Below are 11,949 nucleotides of genomic sequence, written 5' to 3'. Positions count from 1 at the left end.
TTCTTATGGCTAAAACTACCAAGTCACAGGCACGGACAAAGAGAGAGCGCAGTGAGTTCCTCTGGGGCTGGCTGTTTATTCTCCCAACAACAATCGGACTGATCGTATTGAACATCATTCCGATCTTCCAGACTATTTACCAGAGCTTTTTCAAGACAGGAGATTTTGGTAAAGGAAATATCTTTATCGGTTTACAGAACTACCAGAAGGTTTTTGCAGATAAAGAGATCTGGCAGGCACTGATCAACACATTCAAATATGCGATCGTGGAGGTCCCTTTTTCCATTGTCATCGCACTTGTTCTTGCAGTACTTCTTAACAGAAAGATGAAGGGCCGTTCTATTTACAGAACCATCATCTTCCTTCCGATGGTAGCAGCTCCGGCAGCGGTAGCCATGGTATGGAGATGGCTGTTCAACTCTGATTATGGTCTTATCAATAACGTTTTCCATGTTCATGTAAACTGGGTTTCTAATCCGAAAATTGCAGTATTTGCAGTTGCGATCATCGGTGTATGGTCTATCATCGGTTACAATATGGTTCTTTTCCTGTCAGGACTTCAGGAAATCCCGAGAGATTATTATGAAGCAGCATCCATTGACGGTGCAACAGGCGTGAATGCATTCTTTAACATCACGGTCCCGCTTCTTTCACCAACCATTTTCTTCGTACTTGTTACCCGTGTGATCGGATCCCTTCAGGTATTCGACCTGATCTATATGGTTATTGACAAGTCAAACCCGGCACTTACCAAGACTCAGTCACTGGTTTACCTGTTCTATAAATATGCATTTATCAATAAGAACATGGGATACGGCGCTACGATCGTAGTAGTACTTCTTATTATCACCATGATCCTGACAGTATTCCAGATGATCGGTCAGAAGAAATGGGTATTCTACAACTAAAAAGGGGGATTAACCATGGATAGTATGGAAACAAAAAAGAAATTAACCACTATTTTAATACATGTCATACTGATCATTGTGTCCATAACGATGCTTGTGCCATTTATCTGGATGATCCTGACAGCTTTTAAAACTGTAACGGAAGCAACATCTGTAGATCCTTTTACCATTTTCCCGAAAATATGGAGAAAAGACGCGTTTATTTCTGTTATCAATAACATGAACTTCCTGCTTCTGTACAAGAATACACTGCTTCTGATCTTCTTCCGAGTAGTGTGTGCGGTTCTTACAGCAACTATGGCAGGCTATGCATTTGGACGACTGAACTTCAAGGGCCGTGATCTCTGCTTCAGTCTTGTACTGTTCCAGATGATGGTTCCGGTACAGATCTTCATCATCCCGCAGTACCTGATGGTCAGCAAGATGGGTATGCTGAATACGATCTTTGCCCTTGTATTCCCAGGTATTGTTACTGCATTCGGTACTTTCCTTCTGAGACAGGGATATATGGGACTGCCGAAGGATCTGGAGGAGGCTGCCAGACTTGACGGATGTAACATCGGTCAGACCTTCCTTTACATCATGGCACCACTTACAAGATCCAGTATGGTCGCACTTGGAATTTTCACAGCTGTATTCGCATTCAAAGATCTGATGTGGCCGATGATCGTTAATACAGATAAGGATATGCTGGTACTTTCTTCCGCACTTGCAAAGATGCAGGGCCAGTACGTATCCAAATTCCCGGAACTGATGGCTGCATCTCTGATCGCCTGCATTCCGATGATCGTGATCTACATGATCTTCCAGAAACAGTTTATCGAAGGTATTGCTACCAGCGGTGGAAAACTGTAATCAGAAATATTACATAAGGTAATACAAGACCGCTGACAATGTATATAACTGAGGATTTGGTTATTGAGGTTGTCAGCGGTATTTTTATCGAAGCAAATGCCAAAATGCACAGTTATTTGATGATTCTTAAGGAAAGAGGCGGATATTTTTATCCGCAGTAAACGAAAAAAGGAGAAAATTATGCCGATCAAATTTCACGAGGGATCAAAGACATTCCACATTTATAACAAACATTTAAGCTACATCACCTGTATCATGGAAAATGGCCAGATGGAGAATCTGTACTATGGAAAAGCTATCCGCGATAAAGAGGATTTCAGTTATCTTCACGAGGAGATCATGCGTTCCCTGATGGCTGTATGCGTTCCGGAACCGGGACTTCTTTCCATGCAGTATACCAAACAGGAGTATCCTGTTTACGGAACCGGTGATTACAGAAATCCTGCCCTTACTGTTCGTCAGGAGAACGGAAGCGAGATCGTAGATTTCAAATATGTTTCTCATGAGATTTACGGCGGCAAGAAGAAGCTTGCCGGTCTTCCGGCAACCTACACAGAGAACGAGGAAGAGGCAACATCTCTGGACATTACACTTCATGATTCTGTGATGGACACAGACCTTGTTCTTACATATTCCGTATATGAGGATTACCCGGTGGTCACCAGAAGTGCACGCCTTGTTCAGAAAGGGAATCAGAAGATCCGTCTTGAGAACGTGATGAGTGCAGCAGTGGAGTTCCCGGATATGGATTATGAGATGATCCATCTTTCCGGTGCATGGGCACGTGAGCGCTATGTAAAAACACGCAAACTTGAGATGGGTATACAGGCTGTACAGAGTCTTGCAGGAACCGGCTCCAGCTCTGAGCAGAATCCGTTTATCGCGCTGAAGCGTCCTCATACAACAGAAGATACAGGCGAGGTTTTCGGCTTCAGCTTTGTGTACAGCGGAAACTTCCTTGCACAGGTTGAGGTTTCCACCTACGAGATGACACGAGTTATGATGGGAATCAATCCTCAGGGCTTTTCCTGGGAACTTTCCAAAGATGAGGAATTCCAGACTCCGGAGGTCGTTATGGTATACAGCGATAAGGGCTTAAACGGAATGAGCCAGGCTTACCACAGACTGTACCGTGACCGCCTGATGCGCGGAAAATGGAGAAATCATGCACGCCCGATCCTTCTTAATAACTGGGAGGCAACCTATTTTGATTTTGATGAGGAAAAAATCCTTAATATTGCAAAAAAAGCCAAAGAGGTTGGGGTAGAGCTTTTCGTTCTGGATGACGGATGGTTCGGAACCAGAAACGATGATTACCAGGGCCTTGGCGACTGGTTCGTAAATAAGAATAAGCTTCCAAACGGAATTTCCGGACTTTCCCGCAAGATCGAGGAGATGGGCCTGAAATTTGGCCTCTGGGTAGAGCTTGAGATGGTAAACAAGAACAGCGACTGCTACAGAGCACATCCGGACTGGCTCATCGGAGCACCGGACCGTTTTGAGTCCCACTCAAGACATCAGCACGTTCTTGATTTTTCCAGACCTGAGGTTGTAGATTTTATTTATGATTCCATCTCCAAGGTTATCGAGGAATCTTCCATTTCCTACATTAAATGGGATATGAACCGCTACATGTCCGAGCCTTTTAGCCGCGGCGCATCTGCAGCAGATCAGGGCAAGACTATGCATAAATATATCCTTGGTGTATATGAGCTGTATACAAGACTGACAGAGAGATTCCCTGACATTCTTTTTGAATCCTGCGCAAGCGGCGGAGCAAGATTTGATCCAGGAATGCTGTACTTTGCACCGCAGACATGGACCAGTGATGATACCGATGCAGCAGAGAGAGAAAAAATCCAGTACGGTACCTCCTTTGTTTATCCGATCGTCAGCATGGGATCTCATGTATCAGCAGTACCGAATCATCAGCTGCATCGTACCACACCGCTTTCCACAAGAGCAAATGTGGCATATTTCGGAACCTTTGGCTATGAGCTGGATCTGAACCTTTTAAGTGCCAAAGAGATCGAAGAGGTAAAGGCACAGGTGGAATTCATGAAGGAACATCGTGACCTGATCCAGGTGGAGGGTGATTTCTACCGTATCTTAAGCCCGTTCGAAGGAAATGATACTGCATGGATGGTTGTTTCCAGAGACAAAAAACAGGCAGTTGCCGGATACTATGAAAGACTGAACAAGGTCAATGCTTCCTGGATGCGTTTGCGCTTCAAGGGTCTTGACGAGGATCAGCTTTACAAAGTAAAATGGGAAGATAAGTGCCTGAAAGCTTACGGAAATGAGCTGATGTATGCAGGAATCCCGGTTGATCGTGACTACTGCAATAAGACAAACGGTGATTTCCATTCTGTATTGTATACAATTGAAGCAGAGGACTGATTTCTGTAAATGATGGAATAAAAATTATCTGCAGAAAAAACATTCGCCTGACCAGAAAAATAACAGGCCGCCGGATATGGCGGCCTGTTATTGGGTGGCGAAGCAGCTCACAGGCAGAAACATAATATATGACATCAGGGAGGTGACAAGTTGCTTCATACAGTTGGTTTTACAAGCTCGGACAGCTTTAAATGTCTGGAGAATTTAAAGAAAGGTGCGGTGGATCTCTGTCTTACTTATTGTGGATGGGAAAAATGCGATCCGGGACATCGATTTGGACCAAATAACAGGATCTCTCATGTACTTCATATCGTGGAATCCGGAAGCGGAGTTTTTGAGATGGATGGCCATCAGTATCATCTGACAGGTGGAGAAGCATTTCTGATCCCATCCAGTGTGGAGGCCTGGTATGAGGCAGACATGGACAATCCCTGGACATATCGCTGGGTAGGATTTGAGGGAATGACTGCGGAGGAAGTGATCCATGTAAGCGGATTCAGCCGGGAAAATCCGGTCCGAAGGATCCACTGTATGGAAAATGCTGCAAAATATATTGATGCAATGGTCCAGACCAACAAGCTCGTTTTTGAAAATGAGCTGAAACGGAACGGACTTCTGCTGCTTCTTTTTTCTGACCTGATCACAGATAACCGGGATGCATGTCTGAGAGAAGGCAAGCTTCTTCCATCCCACAGATATCCCAATTCCGTTTATGTGGAGCAGGCAGTGGATTACATTGCAGCCAACTTTGACAAGCGTCTGAAGATCAATGAGCTGGCAGACCGCATTGGTGTCAACCGGAGCTATCTTACCAGCTCGTTTAAAAAAAGCCTCGGATGCTCGCCGCAGGAATATCTTATGAATCTTCGCATCGAGAAGGCAAAGACTCTTCTGAAAAACGGAGATATTCAGGTCAGTGAAGTAGCTGCAAAAGTAGGGTATGGAGATCCGCTGGCTTTTTCCAAGGTATTCAAGGCAAGAACAGGAAGAAGTCCGAGAGAATACAAGGAAGAAAAGAGAAAACTTGTAGTGAAGGGGAAAAAAGGGGATTATACGGAATCTGAGGACTGATTCTGTGATATATTTCACGAAGAAAAAAACTCTCTGTCTGTGCCAGAATATATAAAATTCTGGTATCGGGCAGAGAGTTTTTTATGTCATAAGAAATGTTATAGAAAATTACTTCCAGGTATCTCATGCAACAAAACAACAATTATTAACATCAAAGTACATATTTTAAACAAGTTTCTGGTAGTATGATAAGATCACAAAGAAAACGAAGCGGGACTGCACCGCAGAAATAGCAGAAAATCAGGAATTTTAAAGAAAAATATAACAATTCCGGATAAGAGATCCAACAAAGAAAGCAGGAGGAAACGAACATGATCAAAATTACATTCATGGGAGCTGGAAGCACGGTTTTCGCAAGAAATGTACTTGGCGACTGTATGTGCACACCGGCACTTCGCGAGAGCGAGATCGCACTTTATGATATCGACGAGAAGAGACTGGAGGATTCCAGGATTATCTTAAGTGCCATCAACCACAACGTAAATGAGGATCGCGCAGTGATCAAAACATATCTCGGTGCTGAGAACCGTAAAGATGCACTTCGTGATGCAGACTTCGTAGTCAATGCCATTCAGGTAGGCGGCTATGAGCCATGTACAGTAACAGACTTTGAGATCCCGAAGAAATACGGCATCAAACAGACTATCGCAGATACCCTGGGAATTGGTGGTATCATGCGTGCACTTCGTACCATTCCGGTTCTGGAAGAGTTCGCACGGGATATGGAAGAGGTCTGCCCGAACACTCTGTTCCTGAACTACTCCAACCCTATGGCAATGCTCACCGGCTATATGCAGCGTTTCACAAAGATCCGCACCGTAGGTCTCTGCCACAGCGTTCAGGTCTGCTCCCAGAAACTTCTTGAGGGAATGGGAATGGAAGACAAGCTTGAGGGACGTACCGAGCTGATCGCAGGTATCAACCACATGGCATGGCTTCTTGAGATCCACGACAAAGACGGAAATGATCTGTATCCGGAGATCCGCAGAATTGCCGAGGAGAAGAATACCTCCGGTGAGAAGCATGAGGACATGGTGCGTTATGAGTATATCCGTCATCTTGGATACTATTGTACAGAGTCCAGTGAGCACAATGCAGAGTATAATCCGTTCTTCATTAAATCCAAATATCCGGAGATGATCGAGGAGTTCAATATTCCGCTTGACGAATATCCGAGAAGATGTATCAAACAGATCGAGGGCTGGGAAAAAGAGCGCGAGGATATTCTCAAGGATGGCAAGATCGGCCATGAGAGAAGTAAAGAGTATGCTTCTTATATCATGGAGGCTGTTGTTACAAACACACCGTACAAGATCGGTGGAAATGTTCTTAACAACGGTTACATCGATAACCTTCCGTCGGATGCTTGCGTAGAGGTTCCATGCTATATCGACGGAACCGGTGTACATCCGGTAAAAGTGGGCAAGCTTCCTACACAGCTGGCAGCTATGAATTCATCCAATGTCAGCCCGCAGCTCCTTGCTATTGAGGCAGCAGTGACCAAAGACCGCCAGAAAATCTATCAGGCAGCCATGATGGACCCGCACACAGGTGCAGAGCTGAACATCAAAGACATCCAGGCAATGTGTGATGAGCTGATCGAGGCACACGGGGATTATATGAAGATGTACCGCTAAGGCAGGAAATGATCGGAAAGCAGCAAAAACTTTGAAATAAATATGCAAGGCGGCATAGAAAGGCCGGAACACCAGAATGGGGAGGGTGTTTCGGCCTTTCTTTATATGGAACTTTTGATAAATAATAAAAACAACTTGTTCGCATGTATATACAAGTTATAAAATAATTACAGATGAAACGAACAGGATAAATACAGATCAAAATACAAACGAAGGGAGGAGCTTATGGCAGAAAACGGAAAAGCAAAATATTATGCACTGATGGAAGAAATGAAAACAGACATTCTTTCCGGAAAGATCCGTCCGGGTGAGAAGCTTCCCTCTGAAAACCAGCTCAGTGTACGCTATGGGCTGAGCAGGCATACGGTGCGAAAGGCTCTGGGGATCCTGGCAGGAGATGGATACATAGAATCCTTTCAGGGAAAAGGAACCTTCTGTGCGGATGTGCTCCGTCAGATTCACGGGACCGGAAACATCGCAGTGGTGACTACATATATCTCGGATTATATTTTTCCAAGGCTGATCCAGGGAATCGATGAGGTGCTGTCCGATAACGGGTACAGTATCATCCTGAAAAATACAGGAAACAGCCGCCAGAAGGAGGCAAGATTCCTGGAAGAGCTGATCAGCAAGGGAATTGACGGACTGATCATCGAACCCAGCAAAAGTGAGTTGTTGTGCAGACATGTAAGCCTGTACGAAACACTGGACAAGTATCAGATCCCCTATATTTTTATCCAGGGACTGTATACGGAGATGCAGGAAAAGCCCCACATCCTCATGGATGACGCAGGAGGCGGTTATCTTGTGACAAAACATCTCCTGGACTCCGGCAGGCGCAACATCGCGGGATTTTTCAAGGCAGATGACCGTCAGGGAATCGAACGGCATAAGGGCTATGTGAAGGCTTTGCAGGAGCATGAAATTGCCTATGATCCGGATAAGGTGGTCTGGTTTCACACCGAGGACCGGCGAAAAAAGCCGGCTCTTATGGTCCGGAACATGGTCCGACAGAACAGCTTTCCGGATGGGATCGTGTGCTACAACGACCAGATTGCTGTCCAGGTAATGGAAGAACTGGAACGTCAGGGCAAAAAGATCCCGGAAGATGTTGCGGTAACCGGCTATGATAATTCACTATATGCAAGACAGGGACAGGGCATTACCACTATCACCCATCCCCAAGAAAAACTGGGAGAGATGGCGGCAAAGCTTCTCCTGGAAAAGCTAGGCGGTGTGCCTGATGAAGAAAGTACCGTAGAACGTCTGATCCGTCCGGAACTGATCATACGGGGCAGCAGCGTGAAAGCAGGGGCATGAGCACAGATACATAACCGTTTTATCAGATCGTTTTATTAGAAAATGAAGCAATATAGCTTACAGAGAGCCTTATAACATTTCAAAAGATCGGACGCATGTTGGCAGCAGAAATGGGCTGCAGATTTTCAGGAATGTTATGCATATGATATTAATTTTATTTTAAGGAGGATCTTTCACATGAAAACAGGAAGAGATTATAAATTCTGGTTTTGCACAGGTTCACAGGATCTTTACGGAGATGAATGTCTCCGCAAGGTAGCCGAGCATTCAAAGATCATCGTAGAGGAACTGAATAAATCCGGTGTACTTCCGTTTGAGGTTGTATGGAAACCAACGCTGATCACAAATGAGCTGATCCGTAAAACCTTTAATGATGCCAATGCAGATGAAAACTGTGCCGGCGTGATCGCGTGGATGCACACATTTTCCCCGGCAAAATCCTGGATCCTTGGCCTTAAAGAGTATCGCAAACCGCTGTGCCATCTTCATACACAGTTCAATGTGGAAATCCCCTATGACACCATTGATATGGACTTTATGAATGAGAACCAGTCCGCACACGGCGGCCGTGAGTTTGGCCATATGGTAACCCGCATGGGAATCGAGAGAAAAGTCATTGCAGGACACTGGGCAGACAAAAAGGTCCAGGAGCGTCTGGCATCCTGGATGCGTACTGCAGTTGGTATCATGGAGAGCAGCCATATCCGTGTATGCCGTGTAGCCGACAATATGAGAAACGTAGCTGTAACAGAGGGCGATAAGGTTGAGGCTCAGATGAAATTCGGATGGGAGATCGATGCTTATCCGGTTAACGAGATCGCAGAATATGTACAGGACGTAAGCCAGGGAGATATTGATGTTCTGGTAGAAGAATATTATAATAAATATGACATGATTCTGGATGGACGTGACCCTGAGGAATTTAAGAAGCATGTAGCAGTCCAGGCAGGGATCGAGATCGGTTTTGAGCGTTTCCTTGAGGAGAAAAACTATCAGGCTATCGTAACACACTTCGGTGATCTGGGCGCCCTGAAACAGCTTCCGGGACTTGCGATCCAGCGACTGATGGAAAAAGGCTACGGCTTCGGTGGCGAGGGCGACTGGAAAACAGCAGCTATGGTCCGTCTGATGAAGATCATGGCAGCCGGCAAAAAGGACGCCAAGGGTACATCTTTTATGGAGGATTACACTTATAACCTGGTACCTGGTAAAGAGGGAATCCTTGAGGCACATATGCTGGAGGTTTGCCCATCCGTTGCTGATGGCAAGGTCAGCATGCGTGTATGCCCGCTTTCCATGGGAGATCGTGAAGATCCTGCAAGACTGGTATTTACTTCTAAGACAGGTCCTGGAATCGCAACATCCCTGGTTGACCTTGGTGACCGTTTCCGTCTGCTGATCAATGAGGTTGAGTGTAAGAAAACAGAGAAGCCGATGCCTGCACTTCCGGTAGGTACTGCATTCTGGACACCGAAGCCGGATCTTTCCACAGCAGCAGAAGCATGGATCCTTGCCGGCGGCGCACATCACACTGCATTTACCTATGACCTTACTGCAGAGCAGATGGGTGACTGGGCAGCAGCTATGGGTATTGAAGCGGTTTATATTGATGGCGATACAACGATCCGGAATCTGCAGAATGAGCTGAGATGGAACAGCATGTATTTCAGCAAATAATATGGGAGGTTTTTTACAATGGGAGTAAATGAGGCAAAAACAGCAATTCTTGAGAATCGCACGGCTCTTGGTATTGAGTTTGGTTCCACAAGGATCAAGGCAGTTCTGGTGGATGATAAGAACCAGCCCATCGCATCCGGAGCCTATGAATGGGAGAACCAGTATGTGGATGGTATTTGGACATACAGCCTGGAGGAGATCTGGAAAGGTCTCCAGGGCAGTTACCAGGATATGGCAAAAGATGTCCGGGAAAAATATGGCGTGGAACTGACAAGCGTAGGTGCTTTCGGTGTCAGTGCCATGATGCACGGATATATGCCGTTTAATAAAGCGGGAGAGCTGATGGTCCCGTTCCGCACCTGGAGAAACAATATCACGGGAGAAGCCTCTGAGAAGCTGGCAGAGCTTTTCCATTACAATATCCCTCAGAGATGGAGCATCGCACACCTGTATCAGGCGATCCTTAACGGTGAGGGGCATGTAAAAGATATCGATTATATCACCACTCTGGAAGCCTATGTGCATTGGAAACTCACCGGAAAAAGAGTTCTTGGTATCGGTGATGCGGCAGGTATGTTCCCGATCGACAGCGAGACAAAGGACTATAACGAAGAGATGGTGCAGAAGTTTGATGAGCTGGTTGCATCTTATGGATTCCCATGGAAACTCCGTAACATTATGCCGGAAGTCATGGTTGCAGGTCAGGATGCCGGAGTTCTTACTGAGGAAGGCGCAAAACTTCTGGATGTAAGCGGAACGCTGAAAGCCGGAATTCCGATGTGTCCGCCTGAGGGAGACGCAGGAACCGGTATGGTTGCCACAAACAGTGTCCGTCAGCGTACCGGAAATGTTTCTGCAGGAACATCCGTATTTGCCATGATTGTCCTGGAAAAGGCTCTTTCCAAACCGTACAAAGAGATTGATATGGTCACCACTCCGGCAGGAGATCCGGTTGCCATGGCCCATTCCAACAACTGTACTTCGGATCTGAACGCATGGGTAAATGTGTTTAAGGAATTTGCGGAAGCCATGGGTATGAAAGTGGATATGAACAAACTGTTCGGAACTCTTTATAACAAAGCCCTGGAAGGGGATCCGGACTGTGGTGGACTTCTTTCCTACTGTTATTTCTCCGGCGAGCATATGACCGGTTTTGAAGAGGGACGTCCACTGTTTGTACGTTCTCCTGAGAGTAAATTTACACTGGCAAACTTTATGAGAAACAATCTTTACACCTGCCTTGGTGCCATGCGTGTAGGTCTGGATATCCTTCTCAATCAGGAGCATGTAAAGATTGATAAGCTTCTGGGACACGGCGGCCTCTTTAAGACAAAGGGTGTTGGCCAGCAGATCCTTGCAGATGCGGTAAATGCGCCGGTATCCGTAATGTCCACAGCAGGAGAAGGCGGAGCCTGGGGAATTGCGCTTCTGGCTTCTTATATGATCAACAAAAAAGACGGCGAAGACCTTGCGGATTTCCTGGATGAAAATGTCTTCAAAGGAAACGAAGGAAGTACACTGGCACCGGAAGCAGAAGGTGTGAAGGGATTTGATGCGTTCATGAATCGGTATATGAAAGGCCTTGGCATTGAGCGTGCGGCTGTAGAATCCAGGATCTGGTAAAGAGCAGAACGGATTGAAATATAAATCTTTGATTTGCAGGAATAATGAAAATGAAATCAGAGGAATATAAATGAAACAGACAGATCATGAAAAGAAACCGGCTCCAGGCCAGATCGTACATGTCGTGATCGATCGTCCGATGAATACTTACCATCCGGAGCACAAGGAGCTTTTCTATCCGGTAAATTATGGATACATAGAAGGAATCATTGCTCCGGATGGCGAGGAGCAGGATGTATATGTTCTGGGCGTGGATCATCCGATAAAGGAATTTACAGGTAAAATCATCGCTGTTATCTACCGTCTTAATGATGTGGAAGATAAATGGGTGGCAGTACCGGAAAACATGACTATGACGGCAAAGGAAATCATGGCGCAGGTAAGCTTTCAGGAACAGTATTTTAAGACAGAGATAGAGATGATTGAATAAAAGGCAGCAAGTGACATTAAATAAGGAG

General features: G+C 45.7%; 9 protein-coding genes. All 9 read left to right on the top strand.

The genetic code is table 11. The annotated features are described in order from the left end of the window. The first annotated feature begins 5 nt into the window (after nucleotides 1–5). The 9 genes from GPK88_RS03690 (at nucleotide 6) to GPK88_RS03650 (ending at nucleotide 11,921) form a co-directional block, all read left to right on the top strand. Nucleotides 6–908 (top strand): carbohydrate ABC transporter permease, encoded by a 903-nt coding sequence (locus tag GPK88_RS03690; protein WP_021650445.1) that lies wholly within the window; start codon nucleotides 6–8, stop codon nucleotides 906–908. A 15-nt stretch (nucleotides 909–923) separates the two neighbouring features. Beyond that, on the top strand, nucleotides 924–1,763 hold the full coding sequence (locus GPK88_RS03685; RefSeq protein ID WP_021650444.1) for a carbohydrate ABC transporter permease: 840 nt from the start codon (nucleotides 924–926) through the stop codon (nucleotides 1,761–1,763). Nucleotides 1,764–1,943: 180 nt separating this feature from the next. Beyond that, entirely contained in the window at nucleotides 1,944–4,163 is a 2,220-nt protein-coding gene (locus GPK88_RS03680; protein WP_215707538.1) for an alpha-galactosidase, read from the top strand. 150 nt (nucleotides 4,164–4,313) lie between these two features. Then, nucleotides 4,314–5,234 (top strand): AraC family transcriptional regulator, encoded by a 921-nt coding sequence (locus GPK88_RS03675; protein WP_021976649.1) that lies wholly within the window; start codon nucleotides 4,314–4,316, stop codon nucleotides 5,232–5,234. 311 nt (nucleotides 5,235–5,545) lie between these two features. After that, nucleotides 5,546–6,871, top strand: a complete 1,326-nt coding sequence (locus tag GPK88_RS03670) for an alpha-glucosidase/alpha-galactosidase (RefSeq protein ID WP_015526048.1) — start codon at nucleotides 5,546–5,548, stop codon at nucleotides 6,869–6,871. A 225-nt stretch (nucleotides 6,872–7,096) separates the two neighbouring features. Next, the gene (locus tag GPK88_RS03665) at nucleotides 7,097–8,191 is read left to right on the top strand and encodes a GntR family transcriptional regulator (RefSeq protein WP_021976650.1); all 1,095 of its coding nucleotides are present in this window, start codon (nucleotides 7,097–7,099) and stop codon (nucleotides 8,189–8,191) included. A 177-nt stretch (nucleotides 8,192–8,368) separates the two neighbouring features. Next, nucleotides 8,369–9,868 carry an L-arabinose isomerase gene (gene araA, locus GPK88_RS03660; protein ID WP_021976651.1) on the top strand — a complete coding sequence of 500 codons (1,500 nt, stop codon included), beginning with the start codon at nucleotides 8,369–8,371 and terminating at the stop codon, nucleotides 9,866–9,868. 18 nt (nucleotides 9,869–9,886) lie between these two features. Then, nucleotides 9,887–11,491, top strand: a complete 1,605-nt coding sequence (locus GPK88_RS03655; RefSeq protein ID WP_173772373.1) for a xylulokinase — start codon at nucleotides 9,887–9,889, stop codon at nucleotides 11,489–11,491. Between the two features lie 70 nt (nucleotides 11,492–11,561). Beyond that, the gene (locus GPK88_RS03650; RefSeq protein ID WP_244094577.1) at nucleotides 11,562–11,921 is read left to right on the top strand and encodes an inorganic diphosphatase; all 360 of its coding nucleotides are present in this window, start codon (nucleotides 11,562–11,564) and stop codon (nucleotides 11,919–11,921) included. Nucleotides 11,922–11,949 lie beyond the last annotated feature (28 nt).

Source organism: Blautia sp. MCC269, from assembly GCF_018785655.1.
GTDB lineage: Bacteria > Bacillota > Clostridia > Lachnospirales > Lachnospiraceae > Blautia_A.
Note: the sequence above shows the minus strand (reverse complement) of the source record. Positions and strands in the feature narration are given on the sequence as shown.

Bases quoted from the DNA above. Each gene is read 5' to 3' on its own strand.
- GPK88_RS03690 (WP_021650445.1), top strand. From the start codon at position 6: ATGGCTAAAACTACCAAGTCACAGGCACGGACAAAGAGAGAGCGCAGT.
- GPK88_RS03685 (WP_021650444.1), top strand. From the start codon at position 924: ATGGATAGTATGGAAACAAAAAAGAAATTAACCACTATTTTAATACAT.
- GPK88_RS03680 (WP_215707538.1), top strand. From the start codon at position 1,944: ATGCCGATCAAATTTCACGAGGGATCAAAGACATTCCACATTTATAAC.
- GPK88_RS03670 (WP_015526048.1), top strand. From the start codon at position 5,546: ATGATCAAAATTACATTCATGGGAGCTGGAAGCACGGTTTTCGCAAGA.
- GPK88_RS03665 (WP_021976650.1), top strand. From the start codon at position 7,097: ATGGCAGAAAACGGAAAAGCAAAATATTATGCACTGATGGAAGAAATG.
- araA (WP_021976651.1), top strand. From the start codon at position 8,369: ATGAAAACAGGAAGAGATTATAAATTCTGGTTTTGCACAGGTTCACAG.
- GPK88_RS03655 (WP_173772373.1), top strand. From the start codon at position 9,887: ATGGGAGTAAATGAGGCAAAAACAGCAATTCTTGAGAATCGCACGGCT.
- GPK88_RS03650 (WP_244094577.1), top strand. From the start codon at position 11,562: ATGAAACAGACAGATCATGAAAAGAAACCGGCTCCAGGCCAGATCGTA.